Raw genomic sequence first — 16,947 nt, forward strand, 5'->3', positions numbered from 1 at the left:
GACCGCACCACGCCGGCGCCCGGTTCGCCGCCCGGGCGCCGGCGTCGTGGTGCCGGTGTGGTGCGGCCCGTCGCCTCGGTGCCGCACCTTGTGCCACGCGGCCTCGGAACCCCGGATCCCCCAGACGCGCGACCACCAGGAACAGAGAGGCAGGAGCACCCTCCCTGCCGACGTCCCGGCGGGTCGGGCGACCGCACTCGGGGAGTCGGTCGACGACGACGCCGTACGGGCAGCGATCACCGAGGCCGGCGCCCGGACGGCCGATCGCCTCGCCCCGGTCGCAGGGACTGCCCTTGGACGCAACCCCCACACCGTCAGGACAAGGGCGTTCCCAGAGGGTGTCCGAGGTGGACGGAACGAGCGGCCGTAAGCACCGGCCGGGCGGCGATGTCCGCACCGCGGCCCCCTCGACGGGCTGAACACACGCACGGCTGCGAGCCGCCTGACACGGCGCCCGGACGGCTGAGACGGGCGCCGGTGGGCGGGACACCGAGGACGACGCGGTGAGCGGCACGTCATTCGTCGGTGCTGATGAGGAGCAGGGCGATGTCGTCGCCGGGGCTGGGAGCGTGCCGGACGAGGGCGTCGGCCATGGCGTCGAGGTCGGTGGGATCGGTGTCCTCCAGGAGCCCGGCGAGGGCCGCGGTCGCGTCGTCGAGGTCGACGCCGGGGGCCTCGACGAGTCCGTCGGTGTAGAGGGCGAGCACACAGCCGGGCGGCAGGGGGAACTCCCGTGTCGGGTAGAGGACGTCGGGGGCGATGCCGAGCAGAAGACCGGGCGGGACGTCGAGAAGTTCGGTGCGTCCGTCGGCGTGGCGCAGAAGGGGCGGAGGGTGGCCGGCGGTGGCCAGGCACCCACGGTGGGTGGCGAGGTCGAGGTGTACGTAGACACAACTCGTGAACAGGCCGGGGTCCAGGTCGGTGAGCAGACGGTTGGCGCCGGCCAGCACGTCGTCGGGGGAGGCGCCCACGGTGGCGTGGGCGTGGACGGCGGTGCGGACCTGCCCCATGAGCGCCGCGGCGTCCACGTCGTGGCCCTGGACGTCGCCGATGGCGGCGCCGACCGTGTGCGCGTCGAGGCGGATCAGGTCGTAGAAGTCGCCGCCGATGCCCAGGCCCCGGGCGGCGGGCAGATAGCGGGCGGCAACCCTCAGACCGTCGACCCGGGGCAGCACGCGCGGCAGCAGGTCGGACTGCAGGCGGTGGGCGAGGTGGTGTTTGGCGTCGTAGAGCATGGCGCGGTCCAGAGCCTGCCCCACCAGACCGGCCAGCGACGTGAGAACGGCGCGCTCGCCGGGCGGGAAGAGGCGGGGCCGGCGGTAGGAGAGGAGGAGGGAGCCGATGGGGCGGCCGGACGCGATCAGCGGCAGAACGGCCCAGGAGGCCATCCCGTCCTCGTGCTCGGTGCGCGGGTAGGAGCGCCGCAGTTCGGTGAAGTTCGCGAAGAAATCCGGGACACCGGTGGTCAGGACCTTGCTGCCGGGAATGTCCGAGCTCAGCGGGGCGGCATCGAAGCGCTCCACGAGTCGGGTGCGGTAGCCGCGGTGGCCGAGAATCCTCAGGCGGCCGTCCGCGGCAGCCATCAGTACCATGCCCTGCGCGCCCAGAGCGGGCAGCAACTGGTCGGCGGTCTGCTCGACCACATCCTGCACGCCCGCCGCCTCGGTGAGGGTGGCGGCCAGATGCATCAGGTGGTACAGCACGCCGGCACGACTGGGACCGGCCGCGGCCACGGACTGCGACGGGGGAGTATCGCCGGACGGATCACTGCGGGCGATGCGGACGCTGATGCCGGAAGCGTCCGGGTACAGCTCGAAGGCCAGCCAGACATCCGGTGGGCGCAGGACGGTGAACGCCTGTGGCCGGCGGCTGACCAGCGCGGCCCGGTAGCGGTCCTCGACCTGGGGAACGTCCATCCACGGCAACGCCTCCCAGGGCAGGACGCCCATCAGGCCGGCCTGATCGGCACCGAGAAGGTCGGCCCCGGCCCGGGTGATGAAGGTGATGCGGCCGTCGATGTCCAGCCCGCAGGATCCGCCCGGCAGACGGGCGGCGAAGGCCGAGGCCGCTGCAGCCTCGGCGGAGGAGGGGGCGGGCCCGGCCGGCGGCGGGAGTGTCCGCGGCCGGTCGGCGGACAGGAGCGGATCGTCGCGGTCCGCCGCCTGTCGCAGGAGGGTGCCCAAGCGGCGGCAACCTGTCTCGATGACGTCGCGCTCCTGAGGGCTGAGCCGCCTCGGGTGCTCCCCGGGCAGCAGCAGCACCAGCCCGCCTTGAAGCGCCGTGCCGGAAACGACCGGGGCGGCCGACAGCGCGAAGTCGTACGGCAGCACGAGCGCCGGCCGCGGGTATCGGCGGGCCATGTCCTCCTGACCGGCGATCCATACCAGGCGCCGCTCGCGCACGGCGTCCGCCACCGGCATCGGATCGGTCAGCGCGACCCGCCTCCACGGAACCGCGAACTCCTGCGGCACCCCCGCCACCATCACCAGCCACAGAGCGTCTCCGCCCGGTGGCAGCACGTACAGCAACCCCCCGAACGCACCACTGTCCCCGACCACGGCGGCCATTGCGGCATCCATCAGATGTCCACCCAACACGCAGGGGGAAGAGGCCGGCCCGTTTCCGCCCGCACAGCCGAAGGCAGCCCGGTCCTCTGCTGGGTGACGGCCACGCCCCGCCGCGCGCCCCCGACGCGGCCTGCCGACGGTGCACCACACCCAACATCACCCATACGCGGACATTACGCCCAACGGGCTGCGACGGCATGTCGCTCCCGGGAACGGCCCCGCTACAGGGGCCGTGAGCTGGGTACACGCTTGTTCCTGACAGGAGGCGTGAGCCGATCACGGACGGGAGGCGAACATGAGCGACGAGAACATGGCGGACGACGTCTATCAGCCCACCGGTGGCAACGAGGAGCAGGAGGACGCGTCCCCGCTGGATCTGCAGGACGCCGTGGACGAGCGGACGTACGACGACATGCTGGACGAGGGCTACTCTCCGCCGGAAAGGCCGCTGGGTGTCACCAAGACAGGCACTACGGCGTCCGAGCAGTACGAGGGCGAGTCCCTTGACGAGAAGATACGGCAGGAGGTTCCCGACGTGGAGGGGCCGGCAGGGGACGGCATCGGCGAACCGCCCGACGACGCGGGGCAACCGAGCGACCAGGAAGTCGGCACCGGCCGGGCCGGCCGCCTGGTGGCGCCCGACGAGGGCACACGAACGGACACCACTGGAGAACTCGTCGCTGACGACCAGGGCATTGACGGCGGTGCGGCGGGTGCCGAGGAGGCAGCGGTGCACGTCGTCGGGCCCGACGATCAGCTGCCCTCGGCGGACGAGAGGGGGGAGTGAAAGGGGGCGGAGGTCACCTCTCGGTCGAGTCCCAGTGCGGTGTGGTCGACCGCCGCCTCGGCACGGGGGAACTCGAGGGTCCGCCGAACCGTCCCGGGATGCCGCGGCCGCTCGCGCCGAGCCGGCCTGCGGCGCACGTCTGACCGGGGCGGAAACCACTCCGTGCGGCGAGGAGGGGCGGCGTCGATCGGGTGGGGGAGGTCAGGAAAAGGTGTGGTCTCCGCCGAGCCGGGGCAGGCGCCGCTTTTATGAGGACTCCCCACCCGAGCGCGACGGACGAGGCCACGGAGCAGAGCCCGGGCGCGCGAGCGTCGCCGACCCGCGTCCCCTCGCCGCCGGAGCGGCGAGGGGACGGGGAGCAGGGGTTTCCGTCGGCATCGCGGGGCGGGCGGGTGGCAGGGCTGGACGGGTTGCGGACGGTCGCGGTGGTATTGGTGATCGTCTATCACGTGGAGCCGGACGCGGTGCCCGGAGGCGCGGTGGCCGTGGACGTCTTCTTCACGCTCAGCGGCTTTGTCATCACCCGGCTGCTGGTGGCCGAGTACGCGCGGACCGGTCACATCGGCCTGCGGTCCTTCTACCGTCGGCGATGGCTGCGACTGGGACCGGCACTGCTGGTGGTGTGCGCGGTCACCGCTCTGCTGTCGGTGGCGTTCCCACTGCCGTTGTTCGACGGGGCGTGGATGGCGGCTGCGCTGGCCGCGGCCTCGGTGGTCAATCTCGTCCGGGCCGGGGAGTCCGGACCGTACTCGGACCTCACCGCGCCGCTCGGCCACACCTGGTCCCTGGGGGTGGAGGAGCAGTTCTACCTGGTCTGGCCGCTCCTGCTGCTGGTGCTGCTACGGCGCACCGGGGCGCGGACGGTGCTGGGTTGGGTCGCGGTGCTGTGCGTCCTGCCGGTGCTCTGGCGGACGGTGCTCTGGGATCCCACGGCGGCGCACCGCATCTACAACGGCCCCGACACCCGCCTCGACCAACTCCTCGTCGGTGCTCTGCTGGCCCTGCTCCTGGCCCGGCTGCCCGCCGACGCCCCCCGGCTGACGCTGTTGCGCCGATGGTCGGGGCGGTTGTGCTGGCCCGCGCTCGCGCTGCTGGGGCTGATCGCCTGGCAGGTCCCGATCGCCGGGGCGAGCGCGTGGAACCCCGTGTGGTACACGGTCGGATTCCTGACTGCCGCCGTTCTGACTGCCGTCGTGGTGGCCGCGATGGAACTGTGCCCTCGGTCGTGGCCCTCCCGGCTGCTGTCGGTCTCCGCGCCGGCGTGGGTCGGACGCAATCTCAGCTACGGGATGTACCTGTGGCACTACCCCGTCATCCGGCTGCTCTTCGACCTCGGGGTGGAGCGCGGCTGGCTGCTCCCCGCGGGCTTCGCGGCGACGGTCGCGGCGGCCCTTGCCTCGTACGTCCTCGTCGAACGGCCCTTGCTGCGACGTGACCGGCTCCGCGTGCGAGGGCCGAAGCCGGTTGTCGCTGCGGAGCGGGCCGCTTGACCCTCGGGGGCCCTCTCCCTTGCACGTGGGCCGGGGCGGCACGGCGCTCCCCGCCCCGGCCGCCCCAAGCCCTGCCCGGCCCGTCCGGATGGGTGACCGGGCCGGGTCGGCTCCGGCTCCCGTTCACGCACGCGGTGCTGTGCATGGAGCGTCTCAGCGGTCCTGGGAGAGACGCGGGAGGGTCGTGTTCGAGGTCTGGCGCCGGGGGCGGCATCGAGAACGCCTGCGGGACGGAGTACGCCGACGCGGTGTCGGTGTACGCCGCCCCCGGGTGGGACGGACCGCGGGAGACGGTCCGCGCGGTCACTTCGGGTCGCGGTTGAACACCGCCTTCGACCAGCGGTGACCGAGCGCCGCCAGGCCCAGGCACCAGACGATGGTGATCCACCAGTTGTTGCCGATCCCGGTGCCGAGCAGCAGCCCGCGCAGGGTCTCGATGGCCGGGGTGAAGGGCTGGTACTCGGCGATGGGCCGGAACCAGCCCGGCATCGTGTCGACCGGGACGAAGGCGCTGGAGACGAGCGGCAGGAGGATCAGCGGCATCGCGCTGTTGCCGGCCGCCTCGGCGTTCGGACTGACCATGCCCATCCCGACCGCGATCCAGGTGAACGCCAGGGCGAACATGGTGAGCAGTCCGAACGCCGCCAGCCACTCCAGGGCCGTGGCGTCGGTGGACCGGAAGCCGATGGCCACGCCGACGGCACCCACCAGGACCACGCTGACGACCGCCTGCAGCACGCTGCCGACGACGTGTCCGACGAGCACGGAACCGCGGTGGATCGCCATGGTGCGGAAGCGGGCGATGACGCCCTCGGTCATGTCGTTGGAGACGGACACCGCGGTGCCGACCAGGGTGCCGCCGATGGTCATCAGCAGGATGCCCGGGACGAGATACGCGACGTACTCCGAGCGGTCGGCACCACCACCGCCGATGCCCGCGCTCATCACGTCGCCGAGGACGTAGACGAAGAGCAGCAGCAGGACGACCGGCGTGAGCAGCAGGTTCAGGGTGAGGGACGGGTAGCGGCGCGCGTGCAGGAGATTGCGGCGCAGCATCGTGTTCGAGTCGCGGACGGCGGGGGAGAGGGTGCTCATCGGACGTTCTCCTCGGGCTGGTCGGTGACGTCGGCCGGGCCGGTCAGGGCGAAGAACACGTCGTCGAGGTCGGGGGTGTGCACGGTCAGTTCGTCCGCCTCGATGCCGGCCGCGTCCAGCCGGTCGAGGACGGAGCGCAGTTCGCGCTGGCTGCCGTCGCTGGGGATCTGCAGGGACAGCGACTCGTCGTCCCGTGCGGTCCCGCGCAGCGCGACGGCGGCGGACCGGTATGCGTCCGGGTCGGTGAAGCGCAGCCGGACGTGGCCGCCGGGGACGATCCGCTTCAGCTCGTCGGCGCTGCCCTCGGCGGCGATCCTGCCGTCGTTCAGCACCGCGATGCGGTCGGCGAGCTCGTCGGCCTCCTCCAGGTACTGGGTGGTGAGGAGGACGGTGACGCCGTCGGAGACCAACTCGCGGATGATCTGCCACATGTTGTGGCGGGAGCGCGGGTCGAGGCCGGTGGTCGGTTCGTCGAGGAAGATGATGCGCGGGCCGCCGACCAGGGTCATGGCGAGGTCGAGGCGGCGCTTCATGCCGCCGGAGTAGGTGGAGGCGGGCTTCCTCGCGGCCTCCACCAGGTCGAATCGCTCCAGCAGTTCGGCTGCGATGCGCCGTCCCTCGCGTTTGGGCAGGTGGTGCAGGTCCGCCATCAGGAGCATGTTCTCCTCACCGGTGATCAGCCCGTCGACGGCGGAGAACTGGCCGGTCACCCCGATCGCGGCACGCACCCCGTCAGGTGAGGTGGCGACGTCGTGCCCCGCGACCTGCGCCCGGCCGCCGTCGGCGCGGACGAGAGTGGAGAGGATCTTCACGGCGGTGGTCTTGCCGGCGCCGTTCGGGCCGAGCAGCGCGAACACGGACCCGGCCGGAATACGCAGATCGATGCCGTCGAGCACGGTCCTGTCACCGTACGACTTGCGCAGACCGACCGTGGAGACGGCGACCTGCGACGGGTGACCGTCACCCTGTTTAGGCGTGGGCATGACAGAAGAAGGCATGGGGTCCTCCGGTCGAAGGCTGAAGCGGGTGGAAGGCGGAGCCGGTTGTGGGTGGGGCTCAGGCCTTGGCGCGGCGGACGTCGATGTTGCCGTGCCGGGTGCGGGCGCGGACCTTGACGGTGTCCTCGGTCTCCTGTGGGGACCCGGACGCGGTGAGTGTGTTGCGTACCTGGCCGGAGCCCGAGCTGACGTCCAGCCAGGCGGCCGTGCCCTCGCGGACGCCGACCTCGATGGCACCGTAGGAGGTCTCCAACCGGACGGTGCCGCAGGAAACTTCGCCCACGCGCAAGGTGCCGTGGGCGGTGGTGGCGGTGACCGAGCCCTCGGCGCGCCGGATCTCGATGTCGCCGTTGGCGCCGCTCACCCGCAGCTCACCGGTCGCGGCGCCGACGGTCGTGGTGCCGTGCGAGTTCTTCAGGACGGCGGGGCCGTCGGCGAGGCCGACGCGCAGGCTGCCGGAGCTGGTGGTGATCTCGGCGGTGCCCTCGACCCGCTCCACGCTGATCGAGCCGTGCGACGCGGTCAGCCTCAGTGGGCCGGTCGTGTCGAGGCGGACGTCGCCGGACGAGACCTTCACGCGGACCTCGCCGAGCCGCCCCTCGCCGAACACCTGGGCCCAGGCGCCGGTCATGTCGACGCGCGAGTCCGCGGGCAGTTCGACCGTCACGTCGACGGTGCCGGTACGGCCGAGGAGGTTGGGCTTGGGGGTCCTGACGGTCAGGAGGCCGCTCGCGTACGTGACCTCGGTCTGGCCGGCCGCCCGTACGTCCTGGTCCCGCTTCGGGTCGCGGGGGTGCACCTCGACGACGGTGTCGAGGCGGTCGCCCGCGGTGAACCGGATGGAACCGGCCTCCACGCGCGCCGTGGCCGAGATCGGTTCGGGAGTGTCGAAAGAAGGCATGGCTGTCCCGTCCTCTTGGGTCTTCAGGTCGTCTTCGATGGTGGGACGTGGTGTGGGCGAAGTGGTGCGGGTGCGGTGGAGCCCGCGGGGGCGCGGTCAGCGCACCCAGCCCGTGAAGCTCTGTCCGGCGCCCCGGGTCTTCTCCGTCGTACGCGGCCGGGCGTCGCCGTCGACCGCGGCCGACACCGCGCGCACCAGCCACGCGTTGACCGACAGGCCCTCACGGGTCGCGGCCTCCTCCGCGCGGGCCTTGAGATGGGCCGGCAGGCGGAGATTGACGCGGGCGGTGCCGCCCTCGTCGCCGTCGGCCGGAGCCGGGGACCTGGGCGGTTCCACGGGCGCGGCCGGCGCCGCGGGGGTGCCGCCGTCGGTGGGCGGCGCTGTCACCACGAAGTCGGGGTCGAGCCCGCGCAACCGTACGTCGACCGAGCCGGGGGCGAGTTCGCGGGTGACCTCGTCCATCGCGGCGGAGAGCACGTTGAGCAGGGTCAGCCGGGTCGCCGACTCCAGGGGAGCGGTGAGCCTCTCGGCCAGCTCGCGGGCTTCGTCGCCGCCGGCTTCGGCGGCCACCGCGAGTTCGCGGCGGATGGTGTCGACATACGGAGTGAGATCCATGGTGCCATCATGGCACCGTAATGGTGTCATGTGCAAGCCTGAATGGCGCCTTGCGGGCAGGCGGGCTCGGAGGCGTCCTTCCTGCCTGTGGAAACGCGAAGAAGACGGCTCGAGTCGTGGGGGGCTCGCGAGCTCTGGAAGTCGTGGAATGGCGCCGGATGGCATCGAGTGGCGCCATCCGGTGCCATGTGGCGCCGCATGCCGGTTCAGCGCAGGAGCAGTTGGACGATGGCGACGGTGCCGACCAAGACGACGAAGATCCGCAGGACGCGCGGGGGAAGCCGGCGCCCCACCTTCGCGCCGACCTGGCCGCCGATCGCCGAGCCCACGGCGATGAGCAGGACGGCATCCCAGTCGAAGTCGGCGACGAACAGGAAGAACAGGGCCGCGATGCTGTTCACGACGGCGGCGAGGACGTTCTTGACGGCGTTCAGCCGCTGGAGGGTGTCGTCGAGCAGCATGCCCATCAGGGAGAGGTAGATGATCCCCTGGGCCGCCGTGAAGTAGCCGCCGTAGACGCTGGCGAGCAGGAGCCCGCCGAAGAGGACGGGGCCGCCGTCGGCCCTGGTGACCGTGCCCGTGCGCGCACGGCGGCGTTGGACGCGGGCGGAGATACGGGGCTGGAGCACGACGAGGACCAGCGCGAGCGCGACCAGCACGGGGACGATCGTCTCGAAGGCGGTCGCGGGGAGCGTGAGCAGCAGCATCGCCCCGGCGAGTCCGCCGACCGCCGCGGCCGCGCCGAGCCGCAGGACGAGACGGCGCTGACCCTTGAGCTCCGCCCGGTAGCCTATGGCGCCGCTGACCGACCCGGGGATCAGCCCGAGGGCGTTGGAGACGGTGGCGGTCACCGGGGGCAGCCCGGTGGCGAGCAGGACGGGAAACGTGATCAGCGTGCCCGAGCCGACGATGGTGTTGATGGTGCCGGCGCCGATTCCGGCGGCGAAGACCGCCAGCGCCTCCCAGATGGACAAGGCCATCTCCTTCGGGGTTCGGTGAGTCGCCTCCCCGCCATGAAGGTCGAGGGGCCACCACCGATCATGCACGAAGAGTCCGAAGGCCCGGGCAGCCGGGGGTACCACCCGGTCACGTCATCCGGTCCCCGGGTCGGAGGCCGGCCGCGTGGTCCGGGACGTACGTCTGGAGGTCGCGGGGCGGGCGCTGGTAGCCGGTGGACGGCGGGCGCTCCGGCAGCTCGATGACCGGCGGCTCCACCTCCTGGTAGGGCACCGTGTCCAGCAGATGGGCGATCATGTTCAGCCGCGCGCGGCGCTTGTCGTCGCTCTCCACGATGTACCACGGTGCCTCGACGATGTCGGTGTGCACCAGCATCGCGTCCTTGGCCCGGGAGTACGCCTCCCAGCGGGTGATCGACTCGAGGTCCATCGGTGACAGCTTCCAGCGGCGCAGCGGATCCTCCAGCCGTTTGCCGAACCGTGCCTCCTGTTCGGTGTCGCTCACCGAGAACCAGTACTTGCGCAGCAGGATCCCGTCCTCCACCAGCATCCGCTCGAAGACCGGGCACTGGCGCAGAAAGCGCTGGTACTCCTCCTTCGTGCAGAAGTCCATGACCCGCTCGACGCCGGCTCGGTTGTACCAGGAGCGGTCGAACAGCACGATCTCGCCGGCGGCCGGCAGGTGTTCGACGTAGCGCTGGAAGTACCACTGGGTGCGCTGGCGTTCGGTCGGCCTGGGCAGGGCCGCGATCCGTGCCACACGCGGGTTGAGGTGCTCCGTGACCCGCTTGATCGTGCCGCCCTTGCCCGCGGCGTCCCGGCCCTCGAAGACGACGACCAGCCGGGCCCCCTCCGCCCGCACCCACTCCTGGAGCTTCACCAGCTCCGTCTGCAGCCGCAGCAGCTCGCTCTCGTACGCCGCACGGGGCAGCTTCGTCACCTTCTTGCCGGCCATGCCGTCGCCTCCACCACCCGGTGACCCGCGCCACCGGCGGTCGGGTCACTCTCTTTGAGGTCTCCAGGGTCGAACACCCGGACGTCACCGTACTGATCGGCGGGGATCGGCGCATCCGGCCCCGTGACGGTCCGGGGGAGTCCGAGGGCTACGGCGAGGTGCTCCAGTACGGCCGGAAGCGGGTGAGGACGAGTACGGCGGTCACGCCGTACCAGGCGGCAGGCAGCATCCGGTGTGTGTCCCGGACGACCTCCCGCACCAGCCGGGGCGCCGGGACGAGGCCCCGGTCCAGGCAGCGCACGGCGACGTACCGGAACAGGGCGACGGTGACGACCCGGACCACGACGCAGTAGGGACAGAGCTTGTCGAGTTCGTACAGTGACTGCGCGATCAGCCAGTGGACGAAGACCACGCCGGCCGGCGCCCAGCGCGAGCGGCAGTGCCCGGTGGAAGCGGGCGCCGGTGAGGGCGGCGGCGCCCAGGACGGTCACGGCGGCGAACGCGCCCAGTCCGAGCAGCATGTTGGGAAAGCCGAACAGGCTCCCCTGCGGACCGGACATGACGCTGCCGCGGCTGACGACCGGGCTGATGTCGCACGCCGGCACGTACGACGGATCCGTCAGCGTCCGCCAGTCGTCCACGGTGAGCCGGAACGAGGCGAGCCAGCCGACGATCCCGGTGACCAGCATGACCCCGCCGGCCCGCGCCGGCCGGTCGGGCCGGGCCGGCGGACACCGCCGGAGGAGCGGTGTCCGGTTCACGGCTCACGCCGCACGCCCGGGGGCGCGGGTACGGGACCGCCGCCGGGTGCCCGGCGCGGTGGCGGCAACCGGGCGGCCGGTGCGGCGCCGGTAGACCACGTACGGGCGAATGAGGTAGCCGATCGGCGCGCTCCACACGTGCACCAGGCGGGTGAACGGCCAGGCCGCGAAGAGCAGGCAGGCGGTCAGGGCGTGCAGCTGGAACAGCAGCGGGGCGCCGGTGATCGCCTCGGGCTTCGGGGTGAGAGCGAACAGGCCGCGGAACCAGACGGAGATGGTGGAGCGGTAGTCGTAGCCCTCTCCGAGGACGTTGTGCGCGGCGGTGGCGGCGGTGCCGAGCAGGACGGTCGCCGCGAGCAGCGGGAAGAGCACCTTGTCACTGCGGTCGGTGGTGGGGCGGATCCGCGGGGCCAGCAACCGCCGGGCGGACAGCATGCCCAACCCGACGACCATGGCGACGCCGGCCACCGAACCCGCCCACACGGCGACGTTGTGGTACGCGTGCTCGTCGATGCCGACGGCCCCGGTCCACGCCGCCGGGACGGCGAGCCCCACGACGTGCCCGCCGATCACCATGAACGCGCCGAGGTGGAAGAGCGGGCTGCCCCGGCGCAGCCAGCGGTGCTCCAGGAGCTGGCTGGTGCGCGAGGTCCAGCCGAACTGGTCCTGCCGGTAGCGCCGTCAGCGCCCTCACCACCGTGAAGCCGGCCGACGCGAGCAGCATGGAGACACCGTTCCTGATCACCGCCGCGGTGCTGGCCGCGTACGCCGTGATCGCCTGGCTGCTGATGCGGGACGCGCCCGGCCGCGCCGTCCCGAGCGAGCCGTTGGCCCGCCGCCTGGCCGGCACCATGAGGCTCGGCATCACCTGGCAGGCGTCCACGCTCTACGCGGTCGCGTTCGGCGGCTACGTCGCCTTCTCCGTCTACCTGCCGGTGTACCTCAAGACCGGTTACGACCTCACCGAGGCCGACGCCGCCAACCGCATGGCCGGGTTCGTACTGCTCGCGGTGGCGATGCGCCCGATGGGCGGCTGGCTGTCCGACCGGCTGGGCCCGGTCCGGGTGCCGGCCGGCTCCCTCGCCGTGGTCGCGGCCGGCGCGCTCGTCCAGTCGTTCACCCCACCGCTGGCACCGGTCGGGACCATCGCCTTCCTGGCCATGGCGGCCGCGCTCGGAGCAGGCAGCGGGGCGACCTTCGCCCTGGTGGCACAGCTGACCCCGGCCGGGCAGGTCGGCTCGGTCACCGGAGTCGTCGGCGCCGCCGGAGGCCTCGGAGGCTTCCTGCCGCCGCTGGTGATGGGCTCCCTGTACGGCGCCCACGGGACGTACGCCGCCGGCCTGGCACTGCTCGCGATCGTGTCCGCCGCCGCACTGGCCCACACCCTCACCGGTGTCCGCGCCGCGGCCGAGGGGGAGCGGGGCAAGCCGCCGGCCGGGAGCCGCCACACCAGGTCCGCCGCGTAGGGCCCGGGGACCGTAGGGGCCGGCCGCGCAGATGTACCGAACACGTCGTAGGGCCGAGGACGTAGCAGGGGAGAAGACCCGTGTGCGAGTACTGCGGCTGTCCTTGCCACCGCGTGCCGTTCCGGATCCGGACGGGAGGACGGGGCCGCCCTCGGTCACGTCCTGATGCCCGAGGGCCACGGCGCCCTGGTGAGCCCCGGCGGCAACGTCGGGGCCGCGCGCTCCGCCCTTCTCCGCGGCCCCGGCGGCTGGGCGGTCTCCATCAACTCCTTGAGCCGTGCCAGATCGGCGGCCACCGTGCGGGCGTCACGCTCGAACGCGGCGTCGCTCGTCCCCGGCTGCCGGCGGAGGGTGAACACCACCTCGCTCCCCGAACCGTCGACGAGCACGCGGACCGGGTTGTGGACGGTCTCCCCGGAAGGCAGCGTGACGTCGTGGTCGAGTACACCCCACTCGTTGCGTGGTGCGAAGGAGACCACGACCCGGCCCATGGGGGAGGACTCCGCGACCCACTGCCCCTTGATTCTTTCGACGGAGCCGCCCAGGCCATGGGCCCATGCGGGCAGGTTGGCCGGTTGTGACGCGTAGGCGTAGACGTCGGCGGCGCTGCGGTCGACGAAGACGCTGAGGTGGCGCGATTCCCTGCCGGTGCTCTTCATGGCAGCGACGCTAGCGGGACACCGTCTCCAGCCTCTTGAACGAATCGGACACGTATGGCCGCCGGGCGACCCTTGGACGCGCCGGTACCGGACCTGTCACTCGAATGGCATGCCCGCCTTGACGGACGGACGATGGAGTGGTGGGGCCAGGCCCGCCCCGCCGGTGCTGTTGCGGACGGACGGAGACCGGCCCCGGCCGCGCAGAGCGACGGCCGGAAGGGAGCAGGGACATGCTCGAGATCAAGACACTGGACAAGCCGGACGAGCGGCGGAACTTCCCCAGGGGACACCTCGAAGCCGTCCACATGACCGGACTGGACTTCGCCGTGGCCGTCTTCGAGCCCGGGTGGCGCTGGTCCGAATCCGTCGGACCCATCGCCGGAACCCCGAGCTGCCGGATCCACCACAACGGCTACATCGTCCAGGGCCGGCTGCACATCCGCATGGACGACGGCGCCGAGAGCGAGGTCGGCCCCGGCGACGTCTTCGTCTGCACACCCGGCCACGACGCCTGGGTCGTCGGCGAGGAACAGGTCGTGGTGTACGACTTCGCGGGTGCCATGGCCCAGAACTATGCGAAGGCCACCGGTTAGGGCGTTGTCTCGGAAGTGGCGTCGTCCGCCCGGAGGGCGTCGCGGACCGGACAAGACTTTCGGCACACGCCCCGGCCCTCCGACGGGACGAGCGCGCCGGGCAGTGGTGGCCCACGGCGATTCCGGTGGGACCGGCCGGCGCCGGGGCCCGCGTGGAGGCCGCGGGATCAGCCGACCAGGACGACCTCCAGGGCGCGCGGGCCGTGCACGCCCTCCACCCGGTCGAGTTCGATGTCGCTCGTCGCCGACGGGCCGGAGATCCAGGTGAGAGGACGGGCCGGATCGAGACGTTCGAGGGCGTACGGGACGGAGGGGACGACCTGGGCGGCGTGGACGACGCAGATGTGGTGGTCCGGGACAAGGGTGATCCGGCGCCGGCCCTGGTCGGGAGAGCCGTCCAGGACGATGGTGCCGGTCTCGGCGACGGCGACCGCGCAGGCGGTGACCACGCTGTCGACCCGGTCCAGCTCCTGCGGGGTGCTCTCCGCCCGGTCCGTGACCCGTGTCACCCCGGTCCGGGCGAGCCAGCTCTCGTCAAGACCCGGCGGTACGAGCACCGACGACGAACCGCGTGAGGCCAGGAGCCCGGCGACGACCTCGGCCAGTCCGCCGGCGCCGGTGCGGTGGACGACCGCCCGGTAGTCGGCGAGGTTCTCGGCGAGGAGATCCAGTGTCCGGGCCGGGGTGCGGGCACCGTGCTCGCGCAGGTAGTCGCGCGGGACAGCCTGCTCGTACGGCCCGTCGTCGGCGCGCGGGACGTCGGCGAGGGCACGCCTCACCCGGCCCAGGATCCGTTCCCTGCTGCTCACCGGCCACCGTCCTTGTCATTGGTCCTGTCCTTGTCCTTCGCCGGGGTCCCGGCCGCGCCCGACGAGGGGGGACCCCCGGCGCCGCGGGTGCGCTGCCACCAGTCGCGGAAGGGCTCCGCCGGCACCAAAGGAAGATCCCGGGTCCCGCTCCACGCGCGGCCGGGGCCCGGCAGGGTGCGCGGGTGCAGACGCCGGGTGCGGGAGGCGAGGCGCTGGCCGGTGCGCAGCGCGCCCGGGTGCGAGAACGCCCAGCGGGCCGCGCGCATCGCGGCGCGCTCGGCGGCGTGGCCCTTGGCGGGCTGCAGCACCACCTTGTTGCCGCCCCGGACCACCTGGCCGCCCTCCACGACCCGTTCCCGCAGGTGCACCAGTACCTCGGGGATGTCGATGGCGACCGGGCACACCTCGTAGCAGGCCCCGCACAGCGACGAGGCGTACGGCAGGGACGCGTCGATCTCGCTTGCCGTGCCCCGCAGCTGAGGGCTGAGAATGGCTCCGATCGGGCCCGGGTAGACCGAGCCGTAGGCGTGGCCGCCGGCCCGCTCGTAGACCGGGCAGACGTTGAGACAGGCCGAGCAGCGGATGCAGCGCAGCGCCTGCCGGCCCACCTCGTCGGCGAGGGTGTCGGTGCGGCCGTTGTCCAGCAGCACCAGATGGAAGGCACGCGGGCCGTCCGCGTCGGTGGTGCCGGTCCAGGTGGACGTGTACGGGTTCATCCGCTCGGCGGTCGAGGAGCGCGGGAGCGTCTGCAGGAACACCTCGAGGTCCCGCCAGGCCGGCACGATCTTCTCGATGCCGACGACCGAGATCAGCGTCTCGGGCAGGGTCAGACACATCCGCCCGTTGCCCTCGGACTCCACCACCACCAGCGTGCCGGTCTCGGCGACCATGAAGTTGGCTCCGGAGATGCCGACCTTGGCCCGCAGGAACTTCTCCCGCAGGTGCAGCCGCGCGGCCTCGGCCAGTTCGGCGGGCGTGTCGGTGAGACCCTCGGGCGCCGGACGGCCCCAGCCGCCCATCTCGCGGGCGAAGATGTCCCGGATCTCCCCGCGGTTGCGGTGGATCGCCGGGACGAGAATGTGCGAGGGGCGGTCCCGGCCCAACTGCACGATCAGTTCGGCCAGATCGGTCTCGTAGGCGCGGATGCCCGCCGCCTCGAGGGCCTCGTTGAGCTCGATCTCCTGTGTGGCCATGGACTTGACCTTCACGACCTCCGACTCGCCCGTCTCCTTGACGAGTCCGGTCACGATCCGGTTGGCCTCGGCGGCGTCGGCGGCCCAGTGGACGGTGCCGCCCGCGGCCGTCACCGACTCCTCCAACCGCACCAGATACTCGTCGAGGTGACGGAGCGTATGATCCTTGATCCGTTTGCCGGCCTCCCGCAGCGCCGCCCAGTCGGAGACCTCCGCGACGGCATTGGCCCGCTTGGCGCGGATGGTGTGCGTGGCGTGGCGCAGATTGCCCCGCAGGGTCTTGTCGTGCACCGCCTCGCGCGCGGCCTCCGGGAAGGCCGGCATCCCTACGAACGTGCCGCTCATGCCGCTGGTTCCTCCTCCGTGCTCGCCAGGACCTCCGCGATGTGCACCGGCCGCATGCCGGTGCGCAGCCGGGTCATCGTCCCCCCGATGTGCATCAGACAGGAGTTGTCCGCCGCGCACAGCACCTCCGCGCCCGTCGACTCGGCGCTGCGCACCTTGTCGGCGCCCATCGCCGCGGAGACGTCGGGGTTCTTCAGCGCGAACGTGCCGCCGAAGCCGCAGCACTCCTCGGCCCCCGGCAGCTCCACCAGCTCCAGCCCTTTCACGGCCTCCAGAAGCCGCCGGGGCCGGTCGCCGAGCCCCAGGGAGCGCAGGCCGTGACAGGTGGGGTGGTAGGTCACCGTGTGCGGGTAGTACGCGCCGACGTCCGTCACCCCCAGCACGTCCACCAGGAACTCGGTGAGTTCGTACGTCTTCGGCACCACCGGCGCCAGAGTGGCCGCGAGGGCGTCTCCGCGTCCTTCCGCACGGGCCCGCTCGCCCATCCGTGGATACAGCTCCCGCACCATCGCCCCGCACGACCCGGACGGTGTCACGATCGCCTCGTAGTCCCCGAAGACCTCGGAGAAGTGCCGCGCCAGCGGCTCGGCCTCGTGCCGGTACCCGGTGTTGTAGTGCGCCTGGCCGCAACAGGTCTGCGCCATCGGGAAGTCGACCTCGACACCGAGTCTGGTCAGCAGCTTCACCACGGCGCGCCCGGTGTCCGGATAGAGCGTGTCGTTGACGCAGGTCAGGAACAGGGCGACACGCATCGCGG

At 72.2% G+C, this 16,947-nt stretch carries 14 protein-coding genes and 4 pseudogenes; 4 read left to right on the top strand and 14 right to left on the bottom strand.

The annotated features are described in order from the left end of the window. Nucleotides 1-515: 515 nt before the first annotated feature. Nucleotides 516-2,579 carry a SpoIIE family protein phosphatase gene (locus tag ACWZEH_RS32575; protein WP_456194650.1) on the bottom strand — a complete coding sequence of 688 codons (2,064 nt, stop codon included), beginning with the start codon at nt 2,577-2,579 and terminating at the stop codon, nt 516-518. Nucleotides 2,580-2,862: 283 nt separating this feature from the next. On the opposite strand from ACWZEH_RS32575, the gene ACWZEH_RS32580 reads away from it, so the two are divergent. Beyond that, entirely contained in the window at nt 2,863-3,354 is a 492-nt protein-coding gene (locus ACWZEH_RS32580) for a DUF5709 domain-containing protein (RefSeq protein ID WP_456194651.1), read from the top strand. Nucleotides 3,355-3,746: 392 nt separating this feature from the next. Continuing rightward, the gene (locus tag ACWZEH_RS32585) at nt 3,747-4,844 is read left to right on the top strand and encodes an acyltransferase family protein (protein ID WP_456194652.1); all 1,098 of its coding nucleotides are present in this window, start codon (nt 3,747-3,749) and stop codon (nt 4,842-4,844) included. Nucleotides 4,845-5,147: 303 nt separating this feature from the next. Here the strand turns inward: ACWZEH_RS32585 and ACWZEH_RS32590 are convergent, their stop codons facing one another. From ACWZEH_RS32590 to narI, 9 genes and pseudogenes are all read right to left on the bottom strand, one after another. Then, nucleotides 5,148-5,939, bottom strand: a complete 792-nt coding sequence (locus ACWZEH_RS32590; protein WP_456194653.1) for an ABC transporter permease — start codon at nt 5,937-5,939, stop codon at nt 5,148-5,150. Continuing rightward, entirely contained in the window at nt 5,936-6,922 is a 987-nt protein-coding gene (locus ACWZEH_RS32595) for an ATP-binding cassette domain-containing protein (RefSeq protein WP_456194654.1), read from the bottom strand. Before ACWZEH_RS32595 ends, ACWZEH_RS32590 begins: the two co-directional genes overlap by 4 nt. A gap of 73 nt (nt 6,923-6,995) precedes the next feature. Beyond that, nucleotides 6,996-7,838, bottom strand: coding sequence for a DUF4097 family beta strand repeat-containing protein (locus ACWZEH_RS32600; protein ID WP_456194655.1), 843 nt, complete (start codon nt 7,836-7,838; stop codon nt 6,996-6,998). Nucleotides 7,839-7,934: 96 nt separating this feature from the next. Beyond that, nucleotides 7,935-8,453, bottom strand: coding sequence for a toxin-antitoxin system HicB family antitoxin (locus ACWZEH_RS32605; protein ID WP_456194656.1), 519 nt, complete (start codon nt 8,451-8,453; stop codon nt 7,935-7,937). A gap of 206 nt (nt 8,454-8,659) precedes the next feature. Beyond that, nucleotides 8,660-9,433 carry a sulfite exporter TauE/SafE family protein gene (locus ACWZEH_RS32610; protein WP_456194657.1) on the bottom strand — a complete coding sequence of 258 codons (774 nt, stop codon included), beginning with the start codon at nt 9,431-9,433 and terminating at the stop codon, nt 8,660-8,662. Nucleotides 9,434-9,539: 106 nt separating this feature from the next. Next, nucleotides 9,540-10,364, bottom strand: a complete 825-nt coding sequence (ppk2, locus tag ACWZEH_RS32615) for a polyphosphate kinase 2 (RefSeq protein ID WP_456194658.1) — start codon at nt 10,362-10,364, stop codon at nt 9,540-9,542. A 148-nt stretch (nt 10,365-10,512) separates the two neighbouring features. Then, complete coding sequence (locus ACWZEH_RS32620) at nt 10,513-10,776, bottom strand: vitamin K epoxide reductase family protein (protein ID WP_456194659.1); 264 nt, start codon at nt 10,774-10,776, stop codon at nt 10,513-10,515. A gap of 73 nt (nt 10,777-10,849) precedes the next feature. Further along, a pseudogene (locus ACWZEH_RS32625) lies at nt 10,850-11,053 on the bottom strand (vitamin K epoxide reductase family protein); the annotation flags it as partial. Between the two features lie 75 nt (nt 11,054-11,128). Beyond that, nucleotides 11,129-11,803 (bottom strand): annotated as a pseudogene (narI, locus tag ACWZEH_RS32630) (respiratory nitrate reductase subunit gamma); the annotation flags it as partial. Between narI and ACWZEH_RS32635 the strand changes: the two are divergent. Continuing rightward, nucleotides 11,788-12,591 (top strand): annotated as a pseudogene (locus ACWZEH_RS32635) (MFS transporter); the annotation flags it as partial. The pseudogenes narI and ACWZEH_RS32635 sit on opposite strands and share 16 nt — an antisense overlap. A gap of 251 nt (nt 12,592-12,842) precedes the next feature. On the opposite strand, the pseudogene ACWZEH_RS32640 reads toward ACWZEH_RS32635, so the two are convergent. Beyond that, nucleotides 12,843-13,250: pseudogene (locus ACWZEH_RS32640) on the bottom strand (SRPBCC family protein); the annotation flags it as partial. Nucleotides 13,251-13,480: 230 nt separating this feature from the next. On the opposite strand from ACWZEH_RS32640, the gene ACWZEH_RS32645 reads away from it, so the two are divergent. After that, nucleotides 13,481-13,843 carry a cupin domain-containing protein gene (locus ACWZEH_RS32645; protein ID WP_456194660.1) on the top strand — a complete coding sequence of 121 codons (363 nt, stop codon included), beginning with the start codon at nt 13,481-13,483 and terminating at the stop codon, nt 13,841-13,843. Between the two features lie 167 nt (nt 13,844-14,010). Here the strand turns inward: ACWZEH_RS32645 and ACWZEH_RS32650 are convergent, their stop codons facing one another. The 3 genes from ACWZEH_RS32650 to ACWZEH_RS32660 are packed head-to-tail and all read right to left on the bottom strand — an operon-like array spanning nt 14,011 to nt 16,942. Further along, on the bottom strand, nt 14,011-14,652 hold the full coding sequence (locus tag ACWZEH_RS32650) for a LutC/YkgG family protein (RefSeq protein WP_456194661.1): 642 nt from the start codon (nt 14,650-14,652) through the stop codon (nt 14,011-14,013). Next, nucleotides 14,649-16,190: a LutB/LldF family L-lactate oxidation iron-sulfur protein gene (locus ACWZEH_RS32655; protein WP_456194662.1), complete on the bottom strand. Its 1,542-nt coding sequence runs from the start codon at nt 16,188-16,190 to the stop codon at nt 14,649-14,651. Before ACWZEH_RS32655 ends, ACWZEH_RS32650 begins: the two co-directional genes overlap by 4 nt. Beyond that, on the bottom strand, nt 16,187-16,942 hold the full coding sequence (locus tag ACWZEH_RS32660) for a (Fe-S)-binding protein (RefSeq protein WP_456194663.1): 756 nt from the start codon (nt 16,940-16,942) through the stop codon (nt 16,187-16,189). Before ACWZEH_RS32660 ends, ACWZEH_RS32655 begins: the two co-directional genes overlap by 4 nt. Nucleotides 16,943-16,947: the final 5 nt, after the last annotated feature.

It is taken from the genome of Streptomyces yamdrokensis (assembly GCF_053890455.1).

Bases quoted from the DNA above. Each gene is read 5' to 3' on its own strand.
- ACWZEH_RS32655 (WP_456194662.1), bottom strand. From the start codon at position 16,190: ATGAGCGGCACGTTCGTAGGGATGCCGGCCTTCCCGGAGGCCGCGCGC.
- ACWZEH_RS32645 (WP_456194660.1), top strand. From the start codon at position 13,481: ATGCTCGAGATCAAGACACTGGACAAGCCGGACGAGCGGCGGAACTTC.
- ACWZEH_RS32660 (WP_456194663.1), bottom strand. From the start codon at position 16,942: ATGCGTGTCGCCCTGTTCCTGACCTGCGTCAACGACACGCTCTATCCG.
- ACWZEH_RS32575 (WP_456194650.1), bottom strand. From the start codon at position 2,579: ATGGATGCCGCAATGGCCGCCGTGGTCGGGGACAGTGGTGCGTTCGGG.
- ACWZEH_RS32600 (WP_456194655.1), bottom strand. From the start codon at position 7,838: ATGCCTTCTTTCGACACTCCCGAACCGATCTCGGCCACGGCGCGCGTG.
- ACWZEH_RS32580 (WP_456194651.1), top strand. From the start codon at position 2,863: ATGAGCGACGAGAACATGGCGGACGACGTCTATCAGCCCACCGGTGGC.
- ppk2 (WP_456194658.1), bottom strand. From the start codon at position 10,364: ATGGCCGGCAAGAAGGTGACGAAGCTGCCCCGTGCGGCGTACGAGAGC.
- ACWZEH_RS32605 (WP_456194656.1), bottom strand. From the start codon at position 8,453: ATGGATCTCACTCCGTATGTCGACACCATCCGCCGCGAACTCGCGGTG.
- ACWZEH_RS32595 (WP_456194654.1), bottom strand. From the start codon at position 6,922: ATGCCCACGCCTAAACAGGGTGACGGTCACCCGTCGCAGGTCGCCGTC.
- ACWZEH_RS32590 (WP_456194653.1), bottom strand. From the start codon at position 5,939: ATGAGCACCCTCTCCCCCGCCGTCCGCGACTCGAACACGATGCTGCGC.
- ACWZEH_RS32610 (WP_456194657.1), bottom strand. From the start codon at position 9,433: ATGGCCTTGTCCATCTGGGAGGCGCTGGCGGTCTTCGCCGCCGGAATC.